At 68.2% G+C, this 21,966-nt stretch carries 22 protein-coding genes; 12 read left to right on the forward strand and 10 right to left on the reverse strand.

The annotated features are described in order from the left end of the window. Positions 1-9: 9 nt before the first annotated feature. Complete coding sequence (locus tag ACW17X_RS14190; protein WP_492098343.1) at positions 10-795, forward strand: enoyl-CoA hydratase; 786 nt, start codon at positions 10-12, stop codon at positions 793-795. Here ACW17X_RS14190 and ACW17X_RS14195 read toward each other — a convergent pair. Both ACW17X_RS14195 and ACW17X_RS14200 read right to left on the reverse strand, forming a co-directional pair. Continuing rightward, entirely contained in the window at positions 782-2,860 is a 2,079-nt protein-coding gene (locus tag ACW17X_RS14195; protein ID WP_492098345.1) for a M56 family metallopeptidase, read from the reverse strand. The genes ACW17X_RS14190 and ACW17X_RS14195 overlap by 14 nt on opposite strands. After that, on the reverse strand, positions 2,857-3,258 hold the full coding sequence (locus tag ACW17X_RS14200; protein ID WP_492098347.1) for a BlaI/MecI/CopY family transcriptional regulator: 402 nt from the start codon (positions 3,256-3,258) through the stop codon (positions 2,857-2,859). The genes ACW17X_RS14195 and ACW17X_RS14200 overlap by 4 nt, the downstream gene beginning before the upstream one ends. Positions 3,259-3,375: 117 nt before the next feature. Here ACW17X_RS14200 and ACW17X_RS14205 point away from each other — a divergent pair, with 117 nt between their 5' ends. Continuing rightward, positions 3,376-4,287 carry an alpha/beta fold hydrolase gene (locus tag ACW17X_RS14205; protein WP_492098349.1) on the forward strand — a complete coding sequence of 304 codons (912 nt, stop codon included), beginning with the start codon at positions 3,376-3,378 and terminating at the stop codon, positions 4,285-4,287. Between the two features lie 156 nt (positions 4,288-4,443). On the opposite strand, the gene recQ is transcribed toward ACW17X_RS14205, so the two are convergent. Together recQ and ACW17X_RS14215 are read right to left on the reverse strand one after the other, a co-directional pair. Further along, complete coding sequence (gene recQ, locus ACW17X_RS14210) at positions 4,444-6,342, reverse strand: DNA helicase RecQ (RefSeq protein ID WP_492098350.1); 1,899 nt, start codon at positions 6,340-6,342, stop codon at positions 4,444-4,446. A gap of 120 nt (positions 6,343-6,462) precedes the next feature. After that, entirely contained in the window at positions 6,463-7,440 is a 978-nt protein-coding gene (locus tag ACW17X_RS14215) for a complex I NDUFA9 subunit family protein (protein ID WP_492098352.1), read from the reverse strand. Positions 7,441-7,554: 114 nt separating this feature from the next. On the opposite strand from ACW17X_RS14215, the gene ACW17X_RS14220 reads away from it, so the two are divergent. After that, the gene (locus ACW17X_RS14220; protein WP_492098354.1) at positions 7,555-7,986 is read left to right on the forward strand and encodes a DUF488 domain-containing protein; all 432 of its coding nucleotides are present in this window, start codon (positions 7,555-7,557) and stop codon (positions 7,984-7,986) included. Positions 7,987-8,215: 229 nt separating this feature from the next. Here ACW17X_RS14220 and ACW17X_RS14225 read toward each other — a convergent pair whose 3' ends face one another. Both ACW17X_RS14225 and ACW17X_RS14230 read right to left on the reverse strand, forming a co-directional pair. Then, positions 8,216-10,162: a M1 family metallopeptidase gene (locus ACW17X_RS14225; RefSeq protein WP_492098356.1), complete on the reverse strand. Its 1,947-nt coding sequence runs from the start codon at positions 10,160-10,162 to the stop codon at positions 8,216-8,218. An 84-nt stretch (positions 10,163-10,246) separates the two neighbouring features. Continuing rightward, positions 10,247-11,488 carry a multidrug effflux MFS transporter gene (locus ACW17X_RS14230; protein WP_492098358.1) on the reverse strand — a complete coding sequence of 414 codons (1,242 nt, stop codon included), beginning with the start codon at positions 11,486-11,488 and terminating at the stop codon, positions 10,247-10,249. Positions 11,489-11,616: 128 nt separating this feature from the next. Between ACW17X_RS14230 and ACW17X_RS14235 the strand changes: the two genes are divergently transcribed. Then, on the forward strand, positions 11,617-13,062 hold the full coding sequence (locus tag ACW17X_RS14235; protein WP_492098360.1) for an AMP nucleosidase: 1,446 nt from the start codon (positions 11,617-11,619) through the stop codon (positions 13,060-13,062). A 7-nt stretch (positions 13,063-13,069) separates the two neighbouring features. Here ACW17X_RS14235 and ACW17X_RS14240 read toward each other — a convergent pair whose 3' ends face one another. Continuing rightward, positions 13,070-13,813 (reverse strand): SAM-dependent methyltransferase, encoded by a 744-nt coding sequence (locus ACW17X_RS14240; protein WP_492098361.1) that lies wholly within the window; start codon positions 13,811-13,813, stop codon positions 13,070-13,072. 104 nt (positions 13,814-13,917) lie between these two features. On the opposite strand from ACW17X_RS14240, the gene ACW17X_RS14245 reads away from it, so the two are divergent. From ACW17X_RS14245 to ACW17X_RS14260, 4 genes are read left to right on the forward strand one after another with little or no spacing between them, the layout of a single operon-like run. After that, positions 13,918-14,541 (forward strand): hypothetical protein, encoded by a 624-nt coding sequence (locus ACW17X_RS14245; protein WP_492098363.1) that lies wholly within the window; start codon positions 13,918-13,920, stop codon positions 14,539-14,541. After that, positions 14,541-14,843, forward strand: coding sequence for a winged helix-turn-helix domain-containing protein (locus ACW17X_RS14250; RefSeq protein ID WP_492088939.1), 303 nt, complete (start codon positions 14,541-14,543; stop codon positions 14,841-14,843). Before ACW17X_RS14245 ends, ACW17X_RS14250 begins: the two co-directional genes overlap by 1 nt. Positions 14,844-14,852: 9 nt before the next feature. Next, positions 14,853-15,632 (forward strand): tyrosine-protein phosphatase, encoded by a 780-nt coding sequence (locus tag ACW17X_RS14255; protein WP_492098365.1) that lies wholly within the window; start codon positions 14,853-14,855, stop codon positions 15,630-15,632. Beyond that, positions 15,629-16,930: an anthranilate synthase component I family protein gene (locus ACW17X_RS14260; protein ID WP_492098366.1), complete on the forward strand. Its 1,302-nt coding sequence runs from the start codon at positions 15,629-15,631 to the stop codon at positions 16,928-16,930. Before ACW17X_RS14255 ends, ACW17X_RS14260 begins: the two co-directional genes overlap by 4 nt. Before the next feature lie 13 nt (positions 16,931-16,943). Here the strand turns inward: ACW17X_RS14260 and ACW17X_RS14265 are convergent, their stop codons facing one another. The 3 genes from ACW17X_RS14265 to ACW17X_RS14275 are packed head-to-tail and all read right to left on the reverse strand — an operon-like array spanning position 16,944 to position 18,451. Further along, positions 16,944-17,501: a TadE/TadG family type IV pilus assembly protein gene (locus ACW17X_RS14265; protein ID WP_492098368.1), complete on the reverse strand. Its 558-nt coding sequence runs from the start codon at positions 17,499-17,501 to the stop codon at positions 16,944-16,946. Then, on the reverse strand, positions 17,494-18,036 hold the full coding sequence (locus ACW17X_RS14270; RefSeq protein WP_492098370.1) for a TadE/TadG family type IV pilus assembly protein: 543 nt from the start codon (positions 18,034-18,036) through the stop codon (positions 17,494-17,496). The genes ACW17X_RS14265 and ACW17X_RS14270 overlap by 8 nt, the downstream gene beginning before the upstream one ends. Positions 18,037-18,046: 10 nt before the next feature. Continuing rightward, a complete protein-coding gene (locus ACW17X_RS14275) occupies positions 18,047-18,451 on the reverse strand; it encodes a pilus assembly protein N-terminal domain-containing protein (RefSeq protein ID WP_492098371.1) in 405 nt (134 codons plus the stop codon). Between the two features lie 237 nt (positions 18,452-18,688). On the opposite strand from ACW17X_RS14275, the gene ACW17X_RS14280 reads away from it, so the two are divergent. The 4 genes from ACW17X_RS14280 (at position 18,689) to ACW17X_RS14295 (ending at position 21,966) form a co-directional block, all read left to right on the forward strand. Then, complete coding sequence (locus ACW17X_RS14280; RefSeq protein ID WP_492098373.1) at positions 18,689-18,865, forward strand: Flp family type IVb pilin; 177 nt, start codon at positions 18,689-18,691, stop codon at positions 18,863-18,865. 117 nt (positions 18,866-18,982) lie between these two features. After that, positions 18,983-19,492, forward strand: a complete 510-nt coding sequence (locus ACW17X_RS14285) for an A24 family peptidase (protein ID WP_492098375.1) — start codon at positions 18,983-18,985, stop codon at positions 19,490-19,492. 132 nt (positions 19,493-19,624) lie between these two features. Beyond that, positions 19,625-20,545, forward strand: a complete 921-nt coding sequence (gene cpaB / locus ACW17X_RS14290; protein WP_492098376.1) for a Flp pilus assembly protein CpaB — start codon at positions 19,625-19,627, stop codon at positions 20,543-20,545. A gap of 11 nt (positions 20,546-20,556) precedes the next feature. Further along, a complete protein-coding gene (locus tag ACW17X_RS14295; RefSeq protein WP_492098378.1) occupies positions 20,557-21,966 on the forward strand; it encodes a type II and III secretion system protein family protein in 1,410 nt (469 codons plus the stop codon).

The raw sequence follows: 21,966 nt of genomic DNA on the forward strand, positions 1-21,966 counted from the left end.
AGACCGCCCATGGCCGACGCCTATTCCACCCTGCTGATTGAACGCCATGCTGACGGCTATGCGGTCGTGACCCTGAACCGGCCCGAGGCGCTGAACGCCCTGAACTCGACCCTGTTCGGCGAACTGGCGGCCTTCCTGGATACGGTCGAGACCGACGACAGCGTGCGCTGCCTGATCCTGACCGGCTCGGCCAAGGCCTTCGCCGCCGGCGCCGACATCAAGGAGATGGCGGACCAGTCCTATGCCGACATGTTCAAGGGCAATTTCTTCGCCCTGGGCCATGACCGGATCACGCGTTTCCGCAAGCCGATCATCGCGGCCGTGTCGGGCTACGCCCTGGGCGGCGGCTGCGAACTGGCCATGTTGTGCGATTTCATCATCGCCTCCGAGACCGCCAAGTTCGGGCAGCCCGAGATCAATCTGGGCGTGGCGCCCGGCATCGGCGGTTCGCAGCGGCTGACCCGACTGGTCGGCAAGTCCAAGGCCATGGACATGATCCTGACCGCCCGGATGATGGATGCGGCCGAGGCCGAGCGCGCCGGCCTGGTCAGCCGCGTCGTCGCCCCCGAGGCCCTGCTGGACGAAGCCCGCGCCGCCGCCGCCAAGATCGCGGGGCAAAGCCCGCTGGCGGTGATGATGAACAAGGAGATGGTCAATGTCGCCCTGGAGACCAGCCTGAGCGAAGGCGTCCGGTTCGAGCGCCGGCTGTTCCACTCCCTGTTCGCTTTTGAGGACCAGAAGGAAGGCATGTCCGCCTTTGTCGACAAGCGGAAGCCGGACTTCAAGGGGCGGTGACGGCGATCTCTTTTGACCGGACGGCGCCGCACGGGAAGGCCTGACGCAGGGCCTGACGCGCGAACGGGACGGGGCCTTGTCCGAAGGCAGGCGTCAGGGCTGCGATGCGGCGCTTGCCTTCGCGGTCCACCGTCGCCGTGTCCAGCCTCCCGTCGGCGGTCTTCGGCGCGCAGACGCCGGGGGCCAGGGCGGTGTTGAACAGAATGCCGCTGCAGAAGCCCGCCTCGCCCGGGTCGGCGCTGGCGCACATGGTCTTCAGCCCGGCGGCGTCGGGGGTTTCGTACTGACTGGGACCGATGACCGTCGCCACCTGTTCGGCGGCTTCCATCGCCGATCGTTCGAGGCGATCCGCCGGCGCGGCGCCGGATTGCAGGCTGACGCGGGCGGACACGGGATCGCGGCTCACCATCACGGATCGGGCCACGCCGCTTAGCGGCGACGGCTGTCCCGGCGCATTCAAAGTGACCGAAATCTCGTACGCCAGCGGATCGTCAGCCGATACTGGCAGAAAAGTTGCGGACAGCCGTGTGGAAAAGACGCGGGGTAGAGGGGCGCCCGGGAGGACGTCCTGGCTGAAGGGCAGACTCAGCAGGCCGCCCCGGTCATAGTCCCTCGCCGTCATCCAGATCGTCAGCCGCGCGCCGTCCGGCGCGAAATTCTTCGGATAATCGAGGTTCAACGTCACAATGACCGGCGCGGGCGGCGCCTCGGGTGTGTAGGCGCAGGCGACTTCGAGCGTCTTGGCCTCGTCATTCTGGCGATAGTCGATCCGAACCGGGCGTTCGGCGGCGCAGGCGTCCCGGACGGCCTCAAATGCCTGGCGGGGGTAGGAGACCGGTGCGCCCGCCAGGCGGTCGATCTGGAGTTCGCCGGCGGTGGAGCCGTCGCAGACTGTAGCGACGAAGACTCGGTCGCCGTCGCCCGTCGTGCCGAAGCCGCAGGCGGCGGGCCAGGCTGCGCGATAGATCGGGTTCAAGGCGGCGCTGGTCCAGTCGAAGTCGGGAGATCCGGCCTCCGCGACGATGCTGGGGACGATCTCCGGCTCACGCGCCGCAGCCAGCGCCAGGGGCGCCGCCAGGGCGGTCCCGCCGAGGGCGGCGATCAGAGCGGCGGCGCCCAGGTGCAGCCGGCGACTGGGGCGGGCGGGCGGCGCAAGCACGGCGTTCAGACGTTTCATGGCGACAAGTCTCCGGTGCGACCGGCTGCGGGCGCGGCCGGTAAAGGTGAGGGCGAGGGGCGGCGGACTGCCGGCGCGCTCCAGCGCTGCGAGAAGAAGGCGCGCATAGGCGCGGCGCTCGGCCGACCCTGTTCCAGCCAGGGCCAGGGTGTCGCAGGCTTCCTCCCGGGCGGCGGCGCAGCGGGCGCGGAGCCATGGCAGGATCGGGTTGAAAGCCAGCAGGGTCAGAAACGCCTCGTCCAACCAGACGGCGCGATGGTCGCCGCGCCGGAGGTGAGCCAATTCATGGGCGCAGACGGCGCGCTCCGCCCCTGGGTCCAGATCGGCCGGCAGGATCAACCGGGGGCGGGTGAGGCCGCACAACAGGGCCTCGCTCGCATCGTGGGTCAGCACCTGTGGCGGGCGTACGCCCAGGCGCCGGGCGGCCTCTTCCACGACAGCGACCGTTCGGTTCGATGCGGGGCGGGAGGCGCGGACCAGCCGGTTCAGTCGCCAGGCCCGGAATATCAGAAGCCCCAGGCGGATCGCCGTCGCCGCTCCGGCCAGCCCGACAACAATCATCGACCCATGGGCCAGCATCGCCTCCAGTCCGGCCTGTACGTCCCACCCGGCCTCCGCAGCCGGAATGTTCGCCGACAGCGACGCGGACGTCACGGACAGGGCGGGGGACTGCACGGTTTCCACGGTCTGCACCGGGCGCGGGATTAGAAGGGTCAGGGGCGTCAACAGGGGCGGCGCCAGTGGAGCGATCAAGGCGGCGCGCCACAGGCGCTCGCGCAGTCCAGGGTCGCCGACCCGACGCTCCACCAGGCTTGCCGCGCCCCAGCCCAGCGCCGCCACGACTACTGAAGCTCCGAGGGCGGCGGCCATCAGCTCGACGGGGGTCATCGGTCGCCCTCTTCCAAGGTTTCTTCAGACGCGTCGGCGTCCATCAGAGCCTTGAGAGCGGCGATGTCCTCGGCGTCCAATATCTGGCTGCCGGAGAAGGCCGCAACCGGCAAGGGGCCGTCCATGTCCAGCAGAGCGGCGAGGCGTTTCATCAGTCCGCCGATGACGGCCGTCTTGGGCTGGGCGGTCGAATAGACGGCGACCCCATGCACGTCGCGCCGCGACAGCAGGCCCTTGCCGCGCATCCGTTCCAGCACCGTCCGGGTGGTGGATGCGCTCCAGCCCAGGTCCTTCGCAATCCTGTCCTGGGCCTCCCGAACGCTGAGGTCGCCGTCGCGCCAGAAGCATTTGAGCAGGTCCAGTTCGGCCTCACTGGGCGAGATGGGCGGCGAGGTCATTGGCTGATCCGTTTCAGTTGTCGCGCATACGCTACAATTGTCGCGATAGTGGAGTCAACAACTTGCAGGCGCGTGTTACGGCCTCGCCGTCGCCGCGATTTCCGGGCAGAAGGAGACATGCTTCGTCATTTGCTGATCGCCCTCGCCGTCCTGGCGGCGAGCTCCTGTTTCTCCACGACCGCGGGGGCGCAATCCCGGCCGTCATTGCTGGAGTACGCCCCCGCCTTCCGTTCCGACCGGATCATCGTCGAGACGCGGGGCGCGGGGCCGGATGTCGTCTTTATTCCGGGCCTGGGCTCGACCGGGGCGGCCTGGCGGTCGACGGCGGACAAGCTGGAGGGCCGGTATCGGGTGCATCTGGTCACCATCCGGGGCTTCGGCCAGACGGACATCGGGGCCAATGCCGGCGGCGCCCTGGCCGCGCCCGCCGCCCTGGAGATCGAACGCTATATCCGCGAGCAGCGGCTTTCGCGCCCCGCCCTGATCGGCCATTCGCTGGGCGGCCAGATCGCGCTGCGGGTCGCGGCGGACATGCGCGACCGGGTCGGACGGGTGATGGTGGTCGATTCCGCGCCCTTCTTTCCGGCCCTGGTCGATTCCCGCGTCACCGCCCGCGAGGTCGAGCCCCTGGCGCGGCTGGGTTATCAGGCCCTGATGCTGTTCGGGGACCAGGCGCTGAAGGGCCAGGTTTCGGCCCTGGGCGGGGACCTCGGGCTTGCCGGCGACATGGTGTTCGACGGCCTGGGCCTGCAGGGCGGCGACCGGCGGGTGCTGGCCCAGGGCCTGTACGAAGCCCTGACGGTCGATCTGCGCCAACGGCTGCGCGACGTCACCGCCCCGGTGACGGTGGTCTATGGCTGGACGCCGGATATGAACAATCCGCGTAACCGGCTGGAGGGCCTTTACCGCTACGGCTTCTCCAACCTGCGCCGCCCCGCGCGGTTCGTCCGCATCGAAGGCGCCGACCACCAGGTGATGATCGACCAGCCGGCACGGTTTCAGGCGGCGGTGGAGCGGTTCTTGGGGTAGGACTCGTTCTTCCTTCTCCCGGGGGGAGAAGGTGGCCCGAAGGGCCGGATGAGGGACTGCCGGTGGGCCAACTCGCACCATCTCGCCCCTCACCCTTTCGCACAAGGACGACGGCTGCGCCGCCGTGTGCTCAAGCCCTCTCCCGGCGGGAGAGGGTCAGGTGATGGCGCTTAACGTCTCCAGCACGCCCTTGCCGTAGCGGTCCAGTTTCGATTGGCCGACGCCGGGCAGGGCGCCCAGGGCCGTCAGGTCGCCGGGTTCGACGTGGGCGATTTCCAGCAGGGTCTTGTCCTGGAAGATGACATAGGGCGGGACATGCTGTTCCGAGGCGCGGTCGCGGCGCCAGGCGCGCAGGGCTTCGAAGCGGGCGCGGACGTCGGCGTCCATGGTCTCGAGCGCGGCGTTGCGGCCCTCGCCGGTGCGGTCGCGGCGATTGCGCGGATTGCCCGAGCGTGTGCCGGCGTCGTAGCCGGCGGGCACGCGGCGGACCTCGATCTTGCGTTCGGCCTTGTAGACGGCGCGCACGGCCTCGCCGTCGCCCAGACCGACCAGGGGCTTGCCGTCGTTCGGATCCTCGACCAGCAGGCCTTCGAACAGCAGGTGATCGACGATGTCGCGCCAGCCGTTGGGCGAGATGTCGGCGCCTATGCCCCAGGTGGACAGCTGTTGCTCCCACGGCTGGACCGTTTTGGTGCGACCGGTCAGGTGATCGACGATCCGGCCCCGGCCGAACCGGCCGCCCAGACGCTGGACCGCCGCCAGGGCCTTTTGCGCGGGGACGGTCGCGTCATACAGAAGCGGCGGGTCGCCGCAGATGTCGCACACGCCGCATGGCTCCGCGCCGGTCTCCCCGAAATAGCGCCGCACGGCCTGGGCGCGGCAGACGGCGCCGTCCAGCATGGCGAACAGTTGGCGGGCCTTGCGCACCTGGACCTGTTTGACCTCCTCGGCCATGGGGCGGCTGTCCAGCCGGCGCAGGGTCCAGGCGATGTCGGAGGGGCCGTACAGGGTGATGCCCTCGGCCGGTTCGCCGTCGCGGCCGCCCCGGCCGATCTCCTGCCAATAGGCCTCTAGCGACCCCGGCGGATCGGCGTGGATGACGAAGCGGACGTCGGCCTTGTCCACCCCCATGCCGAAGGCGATGGTGGCGACCATGACGGCGCCGTCCTCGGCCAGGAACCGTTCCAGCCGGCGGTCCCGCTCCTTGTTGTCCATGCCGGCGTGATAGGCGATGGCGTTGGTCCCGGCGTCGCGCAGAGCCTGGGCCACGCGGTCGCAGCCGTCGCGGCTGCCGCAATAGACCACGCCCGGCTTGCCTCGCCGCTCGCGCACCAGTTCGATGACACGGGCGTCGGTCTTGGCGCGCGAGGCGCTTTCCTTGCGCTCGGCCGACAGTTGCAGGTTCGGGCGGGCGAAACTGTCGACGAAGACCTTGGCTTCTTCGAGCCGCAGCGAGCGCAGGATGTCGTCGCGCGTGCGGGCGTCGGCGGTGGCGGTCACCGCAATACGCGGGACGTTGGGGAACCGCTCGGCCAGCAGACCCAGGTTGCGGTAGTCGGGACGGAAGTCGTGGCCCCATTGCGAGACGCAGTGGGCCTCGTCGATGGCGATCAGGCTCAGCGGCAGTTCGGCCAGCCGGTCCATCATGGCGCCCGCCGCCAGGCCTTCGGGCGAGACGTACAGCAGGTCCAGATCGCCGGACCGGGCCGCGGCCCAGATCGCCGACCGCTCGTCCAGCGACACTCCGGAATCTAGCCGGGCGGCGGCGACACCCTGCTGTTTCAGGGCCTCGACCTGGTCGGTCATCAGGGCGATCAGGGGCGAGACCACCAGGCCCAGACCGGGGCGGAGGATGGCGGGGATCTGATAGCAGACGCTCTTGCCGCCGCCGGTCGGCAGGACGGCCAGCACGTCGCGTCCGGCCAGGATTTCGTCCACCACCTGGCTTTGCAGGCCCCGGAAGTCGCCATGACCCCAGACACGCGACAGCAGCGACCGGGCGTCGTCCAGCGTCGGGTCTTGGGCGGGGCGGGACTGGGTTTGCGTGGCCGGCATCCGAGAGTTGTGCACTATTTGTTCCGGAATGCGAAGACGCCCCGGCCGTTTTCACGGCCGGGTCTCAGGTTAGGCTAGGCCGTTTTCACGGCCGGATCTCAGATCAGGCCGGGCCAAGCCTCAATGGGCGGGCGAAACGGCGAACTGGCCGCCGTCGCGATAGCGCCACAGGTAGGAGGGGGCGATGGCCTCCATGCCGGTCGGCGTGGTCAGGCCCAGGTCGGCCAGGGTCGCGGCGCCGGGCGAGACGACATTGTCCTTCTCCAGCATGACGACCTGATCGCGGGTCAGGGGCGGGGTCAGGCCGATCAGGCTGACGGTCTGAAGCACCGAACCCAGCAGCTTGGCGACAGGGAAGGGGATGGGCGCCAGCAGGCGGTCGCGACCGGTCTCGCGACGCACCAGCTCCAGCACTTCGCGGAAGCTGTAGACGTCCGGCCCGCCCAGTTCGTAGGTGCGGCCGGCCGCGTCGCCGCGGACGACGGCGCGCGCCACAGCCTCGGCCACGTCGGCGACATAGACCGGTTGGAACCGGGTCTTGCCGCCGCCGATCAGCGGCAGGGCGGGCGACGAGGTCGCCATGGCGGCGAACCGGTTCAGGAAGCCGTCGCTGGCGCCGAACACCAGGGACGGACGCAGGATGACGGCGTCCGGATAGACGGCGCGAATTTCGTTTTCGGCCTCGCCCTTGGTGCGGGCGTAGGCGGAGCGGCTGTTGGCGTCGGCGCCGATGGCCGAGATCTGGACGACGCGCTCCACCCCGGCGGCCTTGGACGCCTGGGCGATGTTCTTGGCGGCCTCGACATGGGCGCTCTTGAAGCCGCGCTTGCCGCCGCCGTCGTGCAGGACGCCGACCAGATTGACCACGGCGTGAGAGCCGCGCACAGCGGCCGCCACGTCCTCGGCATTGGTCACGTCGCAGCGCATGAACTGGATCTGGCCCGGATCGCCCAGGGGCTGGACCTCGATGGCCAGAACCGGGTTGCGCACCGCCACGCGGATGCGCCAGCCGCGACGGGCCAGGGCGCGCACCGCCTGCGATCCGATGAAGCCGGATCCTCCGAAGAGGGTCACGACGCCGGGGGCGAGGTCAGCCATGGGGAAAGCTCCAGTCGAAATCCGTGTTGCGGGATAGCCGATGGGGCGCCGCGCCGCAACGCGGCGATTGACGGTCAAGCTGGCGATCGACGCGCGCGCGCCCATCTGTGGTTCATGCAAGTCTTCACCATAGGCTACGAAGGCGCGAGCCAGGCGCAGGTGATCGATCGGCTGAAGGCGGCCCGGGTCGATCTGTTGGTCGATGTTCGCGCGGTCGCCGCCTCGCGCCGCGCCGGATTTTCCAAGACGATTCTGGGCGAAAGCCTGAAGGCCGAGGGGATCGACTATCTCCATCTGCGCGGCCTCGGCACGCCCAAGGCTGGGCGGGACGCGGCCCGCAAGGGGCATGTCGCCGAGATGCGCGCCATTTTCGCGGACCATCTGGCCGAGCCTCAGGCCCAGATGGAATACGAACGGCTGAAGGCGCTGGCGGGCGAGAAGCGCGTGGCCCTGCTGTGCTTCGAGGCCGACCACGCCGGGTGCCACCGCGCCGTGCTGGCGGAGCGGCTGTCGGACGAGGCCGGCGCGAGCGTGATCAACCTTTAGGGACGTCCGTATCTTCTTTCGTCATTCTCCGGCGAGCGTAGCGAGACCGGGGAACCCAGCGGCGCGCGAGAGCGCGAACCTGTCGCGGACCCGCCGCTGGGTTCCCCGGTCTGCGCCGCGAAGGCGCGGCTTGCCGGAGAATGACGAAAGAATAAGGGGGCTGCGCCTTCTAACCCGTCATCGCTTCGCGCGCCTCCTCCCCGCAACGCGGGGAGGAGGCGCGGACAGGTTAAGGTCGGCCCATCAGCTGATCGACCGAACCGCTGGTGACCGGGTGATACAGCGGCCGGGCCTCGGCGTAGATGCGGCGGGCGATTGGGCGGCCCCAGTCGCCTTCGTTCCACAGGGTCTGGAACAGGGGCATGACGAACTTGCGCCGGCCCTGGCTGGTCAAGAACCGCTCCGCCGTCGCGACCGACGGCTGGTAGCGATGGGCCAGGGCGATCTGCAGCCAGGCGAAGGTGAGTTCGCTGTTGCCTTCGTTCGCCAGGTTCAGGGTGCGCTCCAGATCGGCCAACTGGGCGGCGGTCAGCCAGTCGGCGTTCGCCGCCAGGCCGTCGGGACGCCAGCCCAGGAAGCGCTGCCGCTGCTGGGTGTTCCACTCCGCCCAGGGAATGGCCGAGGCCGGTCCCTTGTCCTTGAAGAAGGCCACGGCGGCCGCATCGACCGGGGCGAAGGCGTTCGAGACCGGCGCCACGGCGTTGGACGGCAGGCCGGGCTGATAGACCCAGGCGTCCAACTGCAACTGCGACTCCAGGGTGGCGTCGCTCCTCACCAGATGGGTGCGGATGTCCTCCAGGAACATGGCCGTGGTCATCGGCCGATAGGCGTTGCGGTCGAAATAGCCGCGCAGCCAGGCGTCGAACTTATCGCGCCCGGCGATCCGCTCGATGGTGCGCAGGAAGGCCGAACCCTTGTCATAGGCGATGGTGTTCATGCCGTCGTCGGGATCGCGGCCGGTCAGGTCCAGATGCAGGCGGGTGTCGGCGGGAGCCAGGGACTTCAGCTCGTCCTGCAGCCCGTCCCAGCTCAGCACCTGTTCCTGCACCGCCCGGTCATGGCCGTAGATCGACTCCATGATCCGGTTCTCGAAATAGGTGGTGAAACCCTCGTTCAGCCAGAAGTCGTTCCAGGTGGCGTTGGTGACCAGATTGCCGGACCAGGAGTGGGCCAGTTCGTGCGCCACCAACGAGACCAGTGACTGGTCGCCGGCGATGATCGTCGGGGTGGCGAAGGTCAGTTTGGGGTTTTCCATCCCGCCGAACGGGAAGCTGGGCGGCAGGACCAGCAGGTCGTAGCGGCCCCACCGATAGGGGCCGTACAGCTTCTCGGCCGCGTCCACCATTTCGGCGGTCGGCTCCAGCTCGGCGGCGGCGGCGCGCAGGCGGCTGGGCTCGGTCCAGACGCCGGTCCGCTCGTCGAAGGGGGCGAAGGCGATGTCGCCGACGCCGATGGCGATCAGATAGGGCGGGATCGGATTGTCCATCCGGAAGCGCCAAGACTTCATGCCGTTTGCGGCCGCCTCGCCCTTGGGCGTCAGCTGGTCGGCGCTCATGACCACGGTCAGGTCGGCCGGGGCGGTGATGCGGGCCGAATAGGTCTGCCGGATGCCGGGGCTGTCCTGGGTCGGAACCCAGGTGCGGGTCAGGATGGCCTGGCCCTGGCTGAACAGATAGGGTTTCTGGCCGCCCGCCGTCTGGCTGGGCGACAGCCATTGCAGGGCCGCCGCGTCGGGACGGGTCGAGTAGCGGATGGTGATCTTGCGCCGTTCATTGGCGGCGAAGGCCGGGAAATAGACCGTCAGGGGCTGGCCCTTGATAGCGTCATTGTCGCCGACGACATAGCGCAGCGGTTGCCCTGAGGCGTCGCGCACGTCCTGGATGTCCAGGTTGCGGATGTCCAGGATCACCTCATTGGCGCCGGGGACGGCCAGGATGTCCAGCGTCGCCGTCCCCGACAGGGTCTTGGCGTTGAAGTCGGCGGTCAGGTCCAGGGCGACGTCGACGACGCGGGCGATCTCAGGCCGGGCGTAGGTGTGGCTGTCGACCGCGTCCGGACCCGGAGCCGGGGCGACGGCGGGCGGCGCCAGGGACGCGGCGCCGGTCGTGGCGGAGCAGGCGCCCAGAACCGAGGCAAGGGCGAGGGCGGAGACGAGACCGAAGACTTTGCGCTTCATCGAGGCTTTCCGGGGCTGACCTTAAGGATTGGCCGGAGAACGCGCGGAAACGCTGAAAAGATCAAGTCTGTGGTCGGTAAAGCCTCAATGCGCCGGGGCGTGGTGGGCCCGGAACAGACGTCCCCGCTCGGCGAACAGGACCCAGGCCAGGGCAATCAGGCCGAAGACGGTGAAGCCCAGCACCATGGGCACGGTCGTGCCGTTGAACTGCTGCCCTACGGCGAAGCCCAGCAGCGAGCCGAAGATGGTGGAGATGAAGCCCTGGATCGAGGCGGCGGTGCCGGCGATATGGCCCATGGTCTCCATGGCCATGGCGCCGAAATTGCCGGCGATCAGACCGAAGCAGAACATGGTCAGGGTCTGAAGGATCGCAAAGGTCCAGATGGTCTCGTGACCGCTCAGGGCCACCACCGCGTGGATCGCCGAAATGCTGGTGAAGCCGATCAGGGCCGTGTGCGAGATCTTGCGCGAACCAAGCTTCACCACCAGCCGCGCATTGACGATCGAGGCCACGGCGATGCCGCCGGCGATCAGGGCGAAGATGGCCGGGAAGGCCGCCTCGGCGTCGAACACGTCGGCGAAGATCTGCTGCGACGAGTTGATGAAGCCGAACAGGGCGCCGGTGATCGCCGTCATCGCCAGGGTGTAGCCCATGGCGGTGCGGTCGGTCAGGGCGGTCTTGTAGGCCGAGGTCAGGCGTTTCACCTGGATCGGCAGCCGATCCTCGGGCTTCAGGGTCTCGGGCAGGCGCAGGAAGGCCCAGACGCTGAGCGCCACCCCGACCAGGCCTAGGGCCGCGAAGATCCAGCGCCACGGCCCGACCAGCATGATCAGTTGGCCGATGGACGGCGCCAGGATGGGCACGCCCAGGAAGACCAGGAAGCTGAAGGACATGACGCGGGCCATGGTGCGGCCTTCGTAGCGGTCGCGCACGATGGAGACGGCCAGCACGCGGGTGCAGGCGCTGCCCAGCCCCTGGCCGATGCGGGCCAGGATCAGCATGTCGAAGGTGGGCGCCAGGGTCGCCAGCAGGCTGAACACCACATAGAGGCCGACGCCGACCATCAGCACGGACTTGCGTCCGAACCGGTCCGCCAACGGGCCGTAAATCAGCTGGGCCCCGCCGAAGCCGAGCAGATAGGCGGTCACCACCCACTGGCGGCTGTTCTCATTGGCCACGCCCAGGTCTTCGCCGATGTGCGGCAGGGCCGGCAGCATGGAGTCGATGGCCAGGGCGTTCAGCGCCATCATCAGGGCGATGAGACAGACGAACTCGACAAAGCCGAGCTCCTTCTTGGCGGGGGCTGACGCGGGGGAAGAGGACATTCGGGCCAGATGCGCCGTCGCGTTGCGAACCGCAACCATGCGCCTGTCATAAATTGCTGCAACGCAGCGAAATCGAGGTTGACCGCCGGGCGCCTCGCCAAAGCCAAGAAGCTTCGCTAGAGGAAGTCATGACAGAACAGATGACAGCACAGGCGGCGCTGGACCGCCTCGAAACCCTCTACACCCAATCCGTGACCAACCTGCGCGACGCCGTGCGGGATTTCGTCAACACCGGCGCGCGGCCCGACCCGCTGAAACGCGCCGAAGGGGTGTTCGCCTATCCCGAACTTCGCATCCGCTGGGACGGGGATCGCCCCCAGGACCTGGAGCCGCGCGCCTATGCCCGGCTGTCGAAACAGGGGACTTACGCCACCACCGTCACCCGGCCGGACCTGTTTCGCCCCTATCTGACCGAACAGCTGGGCCTGTTGGAACAGGAATACGGCGCGACCTTCGAGGTCGGGATCTCACGCCAGGAAATACCCTTCCCCTATGTGACCGACGGGCTGGAGGTGGCGCTGGACCGGTCGATGACGGCCGCCCTGGCGCGCTGGTTCCCGACCACGGACCTGGCCCATATCGGCGACGAGATCGCCGACGGCCTGTTCGACATGGGCGGCGACTTCCCCCTGTCGCATTTCGACGGGCTGAGGACCGACTTCTCCCTGGCGCGGCTGCGGCACTACACCGGCACGCCGGTGGACGATGTTCAGTCCTATGTCCTGTTCACCAACTACAATCGCTACGTCGATGAGTTCGTGCGCTGGGCCATCGAACAACTGCAGACGCCGGGCACGCCGTACGAGACCCTGTCCTGCGCCGGCGGCGTGATCATCACGCGCGACACGCCCAACCCAGAGGCGGCGATCAGCGACACGGCCTGGAAGAAGCACCAGATGCCGGCCTATCACCTGACCGCGCCGGGCCATAAGGGCGTGACCCTGGTCAATATCGGCGTCGGCCCGTCCAACGCCAAGACGATCACCGACCACTTAGCCGTCACCCGCCCGCATGTCTGGCTGATGATCGGTCACTGTGGCGGCTTGCGCGCCAGCCAGACCATCGGCGACTATGTCCTGGCCCACGCCTATCTGCGCGACGACCATGTTCTGGACGCGGTCCTGCCGCCGGACATTCCGATCCCCTCGATCGCCGAGGTCCAGCGCGCCCTGTACGACGCCACCAAGTCGGTCAGCGGCATGCCGGGCGACGAGGTCAAGCTGCGCCTACGCACAGGTACGGTGGTCACCACTGACGACCGGAACTGGGAGCTGCGCTATTCCAAGTCGGCGCTGCGCTTCAACCAGAGTCGCGCCGTCGCCATCGACATGGAAAGCGCCACCATCGCGGCCCAGGGTTATCGCTTCCGCGTGCCCTACGGCACACTGTTGTGCGTGTCGGACAAGCCGCTCCATGGCGAGATCAAGCTGCCGGGCCAGGCCAACCGCTTCTACGAAGGCTCGATTTCGGAACACCTGCAGATCGGCATCCAGGCGGTGGACCTGATGCGGAACGAGGGCTCGCGCCTGCATTCGCGCAAGCTCCGCGCCTTCGACGAGCCGCCGTTTAGGTGACGGCGCGTCACCCCGGCCAACGCAGCAGGTACAGACCGAAGTCGATATGGTCGCGGCCGAAGGTCAACAGGCTGTGGACCTGCTCGCCGCGCGCCGCGATGGCGGCGGTCTCCGGGCGGTCGGGGTGGGTTGTCGTCCAGTCGCGCACCGCCTCGCTCATCGTCTCGATGTAGCACGTCCAGGTGGCGTCGTCCGACAGGCTCGCCGTGACCACCTGGAAGCCGGCCTCGCTGGCCGCAGCTTGCCAGCCGGTGTGATCGGTATAGAGGTTGTTGGCTTCGATCAGCTGTCGCAGAGGCGCCGGCGGTTCGCCCCTCCAGGCCAGATCGCCCCACAGCAACCAACCGCCCGGCGCCAGATGCCGCAACAGGCCAGACAGCATGCTAGCGGGCGCTCTAATTCCATTGCCGACCGGCTCTATCGTGCCGATGGCGATAATCAGCTCATAGGGCGGCTGATCGGCCAGGAAGGGCCCCGACCAGGCGTGATGCAGGGCGACCTGATCCTCCACTCCGGCCTGGGCGATCCGTTCACGGGCGAGATCGATCATGGCGCCGTCGGCGTCGACCGCGTCGAAGACCAGACCGAACCGCCGCGCCAGATGTATGGCGACGCCCGCATGCGCGCAGCCGAGGTCCAGTGCGCGTCGGCCGCGCTCCAGGCCCGTCCGCGCCACGGCCGCTTCGACATCCGCCATGTTCAGGGCGTTGCAGACGGGAAGTGTCGCATAGGCGACTCGCTGGAAATTCACGCGCATTCAGCTCCCTAACACGAGACCAGCGAACGGAAATCTCAATTGACTTTACATTGCAAAGTGCTTGGTTTAGGTCTGGTCGACATTCACAGGAGGGCGCCATGACGCGTGAGACACAGACTATTCAGGACGATATCGCCTACATGCGGGCCTTGGCCCAGGAGGGTCGGCACGCGCCACTGCTGGCAGGGCCGGTGCTGGTGACGGCGGCGATAATTTTCGGGGCGGCCAATCTGGCTCAGTGGGCTCTTCTCACCGACGTTATCGACGCCTCGCGCTGGGCGCCGGTCTGGCTTTGGATCGGATCCGGCCTCGTGTTCGGCGCGGCCCTGGCCGTTCTGATCCGTCGGATGAAAGGCAAGCCGGGCTTCAACTCGTCGGGCAATCGCGCGGTCGGCTCGGCCTGGTCGGCGGTAGGGTATGGCATCTTCGCCACTTGGATGGCGTTTATGGCCATGGGACTGAAGTCCGGCGACTGGTCGGTGATGATGGCCATGCCGACCATCGTCTTCGTCGCCTATGGCTCCGCCTGGATGATCGCCGGCGCCATGACCTGCGTGCGCTGGATGACGGTGACGGGCCTGCTGTCCTATGCCGGTGCGGTGGCGGTGGGATGGTTCGCCGGAGACATGGCCATGTATCTGGTCTTCACCGTGGTGATCTTCGCCGTCGCCTTTGTTCCCGGCCTGATCCTGATGCGGCAGGAACCGTCGGAGATCGTCTGATGGCGGACGACTTCGATATCAGCCGGATCGACGAGGTGATCCACGGACGGATCCGGCTGGGCATCATGGCCTATCTGTCCGGGGCCGAGGCGGCGGATTTCAATACGCTGAAGGCCCGGCTGCAGACGACCGACGGCAATCTTTCGGTCCATCTGCGAAAGCTGGAGGAGGCGGGTTTCGTCGCCGTGACCAAGAGCTTCATCGGGCGCAAGCCTCTGACCGAGGCCAGTCTGACCGAGGAAGGCCGCGCCGCCTTCGTCGCCTATCTGGACGCCATGGCGGGCCTGCTGCCGGCGCGCTAGAAGCGGGGCATGAGTCACCGTCTCCACGCCTTTGAGGCCATCGACAATTTCCGCGACTATGGCGACTACGCCACGGCGGCCGGGCGACGCCTGCGTCCCGGCCGCCTGCTGCGTTCGGGCCATCACGCCCGGGCCAGCGACGCCGATCTGGAGCGGCTGAAGGGGTTCGGCCTGGGGGCGGTGGTCGATCTGCGCCGACCGGGCGAGAGGCGCGACCAGCCCTCGCGACGACATGAAGGCTTCGACGCCCTGATAATCGAGGGCGGGATCGACGACGGGGCCGAGGCGCCTCACATCACCTTCCTGAAAACGGCGGACCTGACGCCGGATTCGGGCCGGCGTTTCATGACGCAGACCTATCGCACCCTGCCGTTCGACGTCGCTCACATCGAGGTCTTCAGCCGCTATTTTCACGCATTAGGCGACCAGGACCGGCCGGTGCTGATCCACTGTGCGGCGGGCAAGGACCGGACCGGATTTCTCGCCGCCCTGACCCATCATCTGCTGGGTGTCCACCGCGACGACCTGGTCGAGGACTATCTGCTGACTAACACGGCCGTCGACCTGGCCGGCCGCGCCCCGTCCATTGCGCGGCGTCTGCACGAGATGACCGGCCGTGTCGCCTCCGACGACGCGGTTGTGGCCTTCCTCGGGGTCGAGGCCGCCTATCTGGAGGCCGCCTTCGCCGAGGTCGAGGCGCGGCATGGATCCCTGGACGCCTATCTGGAACAGGCCCTGGGCGTCGACGCGGCCCTGCGCGCCCGGATCGAGGCGCGGCTGTCGGCGTGAACGGCGCACTGACCCATGTGGTCGTCCGCGATCATCCGTGGACGGACCCCTTGGCTGTCGCGGCCGGGATCGGCGGGGCGGACGGCGCCCTGGTCCTGCTGTCCGACGGCGGTCCGGGCGGCCGTTGGTCCCATGTGGCGGCAAGGTCCGACCGGGTGCGTCTGGGCGAAGTCGAGGCCGATCTGTTCGATCCCCTGCGCGATCCAGCCTGGGGCGCGGGGACGGTGGGGCTGGCCGCCTATGACGCCGGCGCGCGACCGGCGACGGGCGAGCGGCCCCTGGTCTGGCCCGACATTATCCTGGCCCGCTATCCGGCGATGTTGAGCTTCGACCATCATCAGCGGCGTGTTCGCGCTGTCGGTCGGGGGGCGACGGCGGCGCAGGCTGAGGCGGCGGCGGCCCAAGCGTCGCAATGGCGAGCGGCGGCGGTCACGCCTGCGACTCCCGGGGCTCCGGCCGAGACCTTTACGGCCGAGGCGCCGGACCAGGCCTATCGCGACGCCGTCGCCGAGGTCGTCGCCCGCATCGGCGCGGGAGAGATGTTCCAGGCCAATATCGCCCGCGCCTGGGGCGGCGCGCTGAAGCCCGAGGCCGATCCGTTCGACGTCTTCCTGCGGCTGCAACAGGGGCGGGCCTCGCCCTATGGCGCCTTCTGGCGGATCGGCGACCGGGCCCTGGTGTCCAACTCGCCCGAACTGTTCCTGGCCTTCGACGGCGAAACCCGGCGCATTGAAGCGCGGCCGATCAAGGGCACGCGCGCCCGATCTTCCGATCCGCGTCAAGACGCGGCCCTGGCCGCCGAGCTTCAGGCCAGCGCCAAGGACCGGGCCGAAAACCTGATGATCGTCGATCTGATGCGCAACGACCTGGCCCGCGCCTCGCGCGTCGGCTCAGTCGCGGTCGAGCGACTGTTCGCGATCGAGAGCCATCCGACCGTCCACCATCTGGTCTCGACCGTGGTCGGCCGGGCCGAGCCGGGGGTGACGCCGGCCGACCTGCTGGACGCGACCTTCCCGCCCGGCTCGATCACTGGCGCGCCCAAGCATCAGGCTATGAAGGTGATCGCTGATCTGGAGCCCCCGCGCGGCGCCTGGTGCGGTTCGTTGTTCATTCTGGAAGAGGGCGGCGGCCTGACCGCCTCTGTGCTGATCCGCACGGCGTCGTTCGAACGACGGGACGGCCGCTGGACCTATCGCACCCTGGCCGGGGCGGGCATCGTGGCCGACAGCGATCCTCAGGCGGAACTCGCCGAGACCCAAGTCAAGATATCAGCCCTGCGGCGCGCCCTTATTGGGTGATCAGGCGGGATGATCAGCAGGTCGAGCAGGTGATGACGGCGGTCCGCCGCGGCTCCAGCAGGGCGCGGCGCTCGAACCTGAACTCCGGCAGGAACTGCTGGAAGGGCGACGCATAGGTATAAGCCACTTCGGCGATGATCACCGACTCGCCATTGGCCAGCATGTCGTCGGGCACCTTGGCGGCGGCGACGTTCAGGTCTCCGGACAGGGCGCCGGTGGTCTTGGAACTGCGGCTCCAGTCCACCTTGTAGCTGGACGCCGATACGCGGGTGACGCTGCTGATCCTCTGTTCCAGATCCGTAGAGTTGAAGGGAGCCATGATGCCGGGGCCGGCCTCGAAGATGCCGTCCACCTCGGTCGCGGTCAGGACCGTGGACTGGGAGGCCAGATCGGCGACCGCAGCAGCCACGTGACTGGTCCGCTTCAACGCCATATAGCCCTGACACAGGTCCACCAGCCCGGCGTAAAACAGGATCATCACCGGGGCGATCAGGGCGAATTCGACTGCGGACACGCCCCGCTCGTCGCCGGCTAGTCTGCGCAACAGTCTGCGGATCGAGAGCCTAGGCATTCCAGGGCTCGTTGCGGAATGCGGTGGTGGACGAGATGACGACCTCGCCCGCGCCGCCGCTGGTGACCGCCTGGGTCAGGGATGGGGCGATCATCGGTTGGCGATACCAGATCCGCACCAGGATCAGGTCCTGGGCGTCGCCGCCGTCATAACTGTCTTCATCGGGCACGCCGTCGCCGTCGGCGTCAGCGCCCTCATCCTCGGCGGCGAAATGGGCGACCACACGCACGTCTACCGTGGTGCGCGCGGCGCAGTCGCTTTCGAACACGCTCATGTTGGCGCAGAAGGCCGCCTTGAACTTGGCCGCGTCAAAGCCCTGCTGCTGGGCCTGGCCCGTGCGGATCAGACGTGTGGCGTCGATCACGGCGTTTTCGGCCACGGCGTCGATCATGAAGACCAGGCCCAGCTCGAGCAGCGAATACAGCAGGACGAAGAAGGGCACGGCCACCATGGCGAATTCGACCGCCGCCGCGCCTTCGCGCGCCTTGCGGGCGTCGGTGCGGCGTGGCCGGATCAAGACAGGGCGGCGGATCATCAAGCGGTCCCTAGGGCGCGACGGCGGCCGCCGCGCCTTGAGACTTGCGCACGCTAGGGGCGCAGGAGGAGCCGCACGCCATTTCGGTCGCCTGGGCCCCACGCCAGACGCGCACCGTGCCGGTCGAGCCGCCGGTGACGACGATTTCGCGCTGGAACAGGGTGCGGCCCAGGCTGTCCACAGCGACGACCTCGGTCACGCCATAGCCCTTGCCGAGGATGAACAGGGTGTTGGCGTCCACCACGGTCACGTCGGCGATGGCCGGATTGCCGACGATGACGGAGGAGGCCGGACCGCTCAGTTGAACCCGGGCGGAGCGATCGATCTCGACATTAAGGGCGCTGTTCTGGGCGGACGCAGCCATGGGAGCGGCGACAAAGGCGGCGGCGAGCAGGATCGGGAGGAGGCGGGGCATCGGCGGCTCTGGTGCGATAGCGCGTATGAACGCGGACGCGCGCATATTGCCGCCCGCTTCCTCAACAAAGGCTGAAGCAATAAAATTCCGATTTTCTTTGGTGAATCCGAACGTAACCACAATTTGTGACTCACCCTTAATAGGCGTTGGCCATTCTGTCCCTGCGTTTGGGGGTCAAGCGGGCTACCGGCTCCCCCCGCCTAGTTGCTCGCTGGACATTTAATCAAAGGAACTACCATGACCAAGTTCATCTCGCGTTTCGCTAAAGACGAGTCGGGCGCCACGGCCATCGAATACGGCTTGATCGCGGCTCTGATCGCCGTTGTCATCATCACCGCCCTGACCACCCTGGGCGGCAATCTGAAGACAACGTTCACGAACGTCGGCGCCGAACTCGGTAAGGCCAAGTCGTAAGACTAGCACGAGCTTGAAATCGTGAAGGGCCGGGGCGGCGACGCCCCGGCCCTTTTCTTTGTCTGCCGGGCTGCAGGGCGAAACCCGGCCTTAACGTCCGGACGTTAGACGCAAGGGATGCAATCCGTCCTTCTTCTGGCCCTGGGCCTGATGCCCGCGCTCGTCATCATCGGCGGCCTGCACGATCTGGTGACGATGAAAATCCCCAACTGGGTCTCGCTGGTCTTGGTCGGACTGTTCTTTCCCGTCGCCTTGTTGGCGGGCCTGAATCCGACGGACCTGGGCGTCCATGTCGGAGTCGCCGCTCTGGCCCTGATCGTCGGCATGGGGATGTTCGCCCTGAACTGGATCGGCGGCGGCGACGCCAAGCTGATCGCGGCCAGTTGCCTGTGGCTGGGCTGGAGCGGCTCGGCCATGTTCCTGCTGTGGACCGGCGTCGCGGGGGGGCTGTTCTGCCTACTGCTGATCCTGGCGCGCCAGCATCTGCAGTTCCTTACGCCCACGGCGCCCGGCTGGGTCGCCCGGTTGCTGGAGCCCAAGGGCCATATTCCCTATGGCGTCGCCATCGCCGTCGGCGCTCTGCTGGCCTTCCCAGAGGCTGATCTGATGAGCGGCTTTCTACGCTGAGCTGGGCCCGCCGGCCCCGCCAGGCGGGGGAGCGTCAAGCTTAGGAACGCATTAACCCGCAGGCCTCATGATTGTTAACGGCAGCGCACTATGGACCGTGTCCGGGTCGCGGCGTCTGTCGGAGTTCTCTGGATGAAGCCCGCCCGTATCGTCGTCATCTGCATCGCCGCCGTGTCGGCGCTCGGTCTGGCCCTGGTGGTCCGCGCCATGGGCAATGGCGCCCCGGCCGCACCGGCCGCGGCCGCGTCCGTCGAGGCGCGCCCGATGGCCAAGGTCCTGGTCGCGGCGAAGGATCTTGAACCCGGCAAACGTCTGACCGAGGGCGATCTGGCCTGGAAGGACTGGCCGCTGGACGAGGTCAATCCCGCCTTCATCACCGACGGCTCCACGCCTGTTCCCGCCAAGCCCGCCGAAGAGGCGAAGGGCGAAACCGCAGCTGAAAAGACCGAGGCCGCCGTCGAGGGCACGGCCAAGGCTGTCGCCAAGATCGCCGGCCCGGGCGCCAAGGCGGACTATGTCGGCTCGGTCGTCCGTGAACCCATTCTGGCCGGAGAGCCCATCGTCGGCCGCAAGATCGTGCGCGCCGGCGACAGCGGCTATCTGGCCGCCTATCTCGAGCCCGGCATGCGAGCCATGGCCATCGGCGTGACGGTGGAATCCGCCGCCGGCGGCTTCATCCTGCCGGGCGACCGCGTGGACGTGGTCTTCACCGGCGAGGACAAGAGCGGCGTCGAGGGCGGCGGCGGCAAGTTCATCGCCGGCACCGTCCTGCATAACGTCAAGGTCCTGGCTATCGACCAGTCGACCCGCGCCGGCGACGACGAACAGGCCGTGGTGGGCGCCACCGCGACCCTGGAGGTCGGGCCGCGCGACGCCGAGATCCTGGCCCAGGCCAAGGCCCAGGGCGAGCTGTCCCTGTCGCTGCGTTCCTATGCCGATACGGCCGGGCCCTCCGGCTCGCTCCGTCGCGGTCCCGCCCCCGGTCCCGCCCAGTCTCAGCCCCAGACCGTCCGCATCTACCGCGGCGGCGCCCCCGAGGTGGTGACGCCGTGAGAAAGACGATCATGCGCAAGACCGCTGTCCTCGCCTGCGCCCTGCTGGCGGGCCTAGCCGTCGCGCCCGCCCTTGGCGTGGCCCAGAGCCGCACCGCCGTCTCGACCGGCGCGGCGCCCCGACTTATCAACCTGCCGCGCGGGACCTCCTTCGCCGTCGACCTGCCGGCCGACGCGCGCGACGTCATCGTTTCCAACCCGCAGGTGGCCGAGGCCATGCTGCACTCGCCGCGCCGCATCACCGTCATCGGCGTCACGCCGGGTGAGACGGACGCCGTCTTCCTGGACGCGGCGGGCCGCACCATTCTCAGCCTGCGCGTCCGCGTGGACGCCGGAACCAGCGCCCTGCAGGACACCCTGACCCGCCTGATCCCCGGCGGTTCGATCCGGGCCGAGGCGGTCAACGACACCATCATCCTGACAGGTACGGCCACCAGCCCGTCCCAGGCCGACCAGGCGCGCCGCGTCGCCGGCGCCTTCGTCAGCGCGCCTGAGAAGGTCATCAATCTGATCGGCGTCACCGGATCCGACCAGGTCACCGTCAAGGCCCGGATCGTCGAGGTGCAGCGCACGGCGGTCAAGCAACTGGGCATGGACGTCAGCGCCGTGTTGAACACCGTCGGCGACGGTCTGGCTCTGAGCCAGACGTCGACCTTCGCGGTTAACGGCAGCCTGCTGGGCGGCGGCGGGGTGGGCTATCGCGACATCAGCGGAAACGGCAACAGCCTGTCGGCCACTGTCCGCGCCTTCGAACGCGCCGGCCTGATGCGCACCCTGGCCGAACCCAATCTGACCTCGGTCAACGGCGAGAACGCCGAGTTCCTGGCCGGCGGCGAATTCCCGGTGCCGGTCGGCCTGTCCGACAACAACGGCAGCGCCCAGGTCGGGGTCGAGTTCAAACCCTATGGGGTGCGGCTGGCCGTTCGCCCCATCGTCCAGTCTGAAGGCCGGATTTCACTTCAACTGTCCACCGAGGTCTCGGAACTGAGCACCGAGGGCGCCTTCACCATCGGCGCGGGCTCGGCCACCCTGGTCATTCCCGGCCTGACCGTGCGCCGCGCCTCAACCACGGTGGAGCTGCCCTCGGGCGGATCCCTGATGATCGCCGGTCTGTTGAGCGAGGAGACGCGCCAGAACGTCGACAAACTGCCGGCGCTCGGCGACGTGCCCGTGCTGGGCGCGCTGTTCCGGTCGCGCGACTATCTGTCGGGCGAGACCGAGCTGGTCATCATCATCGAGGCCTATCTGGCGTCGCCCACGGCGCCGGGGCGCCTGCAGACGCCTGCCGACGGCCTGCATATCGCCAATGACGCCCAGACCATCCTGTTCGGACAACTGAGCCAGACCTACGGCACGCCCCAGGCTGCACCCGGACCTGCCTCCGCCGGCTGGTCCGGCCCCGTGGGCTATGTGATCGAATGA

Source organism: Brevundimonas sp. FV1ye4L, from assembly GCF_058681255.1.

Bases quoted from the DNA above. Each gene is read 5' to 3' on its own strand.
- ACW17X_RS14295 (WP_492098378.1), top strand. From the start codon at position 20,557: ATGCGCAAGACCGCTGTCCTCGCCTGCGCCCTGCTGGCGGGCCTAGCC.
- ACW17X_RS14205 (WP_492098349.1), top strand. From the start codon at position 3,376: ATGCTTCGTCATTTGCTGATCGCCCTCGCCGTCCTGGCGGCGAGCTCC.
- cpaB (WP_492098376.1), top strand. From the start codon at position 19,625: ATGAAGCCCGCCCGTATCGTCGTCATCTGCATCGCCGCCGTGTCGGCG.
- ACW17X_RS14270 (WP_492098370.1), bottom strand. From the start codon at position 18,036: ATGATCCGCCGCCCTGTCTTGATCCGGCCACGCCGCACCGACGCCCGC.
- ACW17X_RS14190 (WP_492098343.1), top strand. From the start codon at position 10: ATGGCCGACGCCTATTCCACCCTGCTGATTGAACGCCATGCTGACGGC.
- ACW17X_RS14200 (WP_492098347.1), bottom strand. From the start codon at position 3,258: ATGACCTCGCCGCCCATCTCGCCCAGTGAGGCCGAACTGGACCTGCTC.
- ACW17X_RS14225 (WP_492098356.1), bottom strand. From the start codon at position 10,162: ATGAAGCGCAAAGTCTTCGGTCTCGTCTCCGCCCTCGCCCTTGCCTCG.
- ACW17X_RS14230 (WP_492098358.1), bottom strand. From the start codon at position 11,488: ATGTCCTCTTCCCCCGCGTCAGCCCCCGCCAAGAAGGAGCTCGGCTTT.
- ACW17X_RS14250 (WP_492088939.1), top strand. From the start codon at position 14,541: ATGGCGGACGACTTCGATATCAGCCGGATCGACGAGGTGATCCACGGA.
- ACW17X_RS14265 (WP_492098368.1), bottom strand. From the start codon at position 17,501: ATGCCTAGGCTCTCGATCCGCAGACTGTTGCGCAGACTAGCCGGCGAC.
- ACW17X_RS14195 (WP_492098345.1), bottom strand. From the start codon at position 2,860: ATGACCCCCGTCGAGCTGATGGCCGCCGCCCTCGGAGCTTCAGTAGTC.
- ACW17X_RS14275 (WP_492098371.1), bottom strand. From the start codon at position 18,451: ATGCCCCGCCTCCTCCCGATCCTGCTCGCCGCCGCCTTTGTCGCCGCT.
- ACW17X_RS14280 (WP_492098373.1), top strand. From the start codon at position 18,689: ATGACCAAGTTCATCTCGCGTTTCGCTAAAGACGAGTCGGGCGCCACG.
- recQ (WP_492098350.1), bottom strand. From the start codon at position 6,342: ATGCCGGCCACGCAAACCCAGTCCCGCCCCGCCCAAGACCCGACGCTG.
- ACW17X_RS14285 (WP_492098375.1), top strand. From the start codon at position 18,983: ATGCAATCCGTCCTTCTTCTGGCCCTGGGCCTGATGCCCGCGCTCGTC.
- ACW17X_RS14220 (WP_492098354.1), top strand. From the start codon at position 7,555: ATGCAAGTCTTCACCATAGGCTACGAAGGCGCGAGCCAGGCGCAGGTG.
- ACW17X_RS14235 (WP_492098360.1), top strand. From the start codon at position 11,617: ATGACAGAACAGATGACAGCACAGGCGGCGCTGGACCGCCTCGAAACC.
- ACW17X_RS14215 (WP_492098352.1), bottom strand. From the start codon at position 7,440: ATGGCTGACCTCGCCCCCGGCGTCGTGACCCTCTTCGGAGGATCCGGC.
- ACW17X_RS14245 (WP_492098363.1), top strand. From the start codon at position 13,918: ATGACGCGTGAGACACAGACTATTCAGGACGATATCGCCTACATGCGG.
- ACW17X_RS14255 (WP_492098365.1), top strand. From the start codon at position 14,853: ATGAGTCACCGTCTCCACGCCTTTGAGGCCATCGACAATTTCCGCGAC.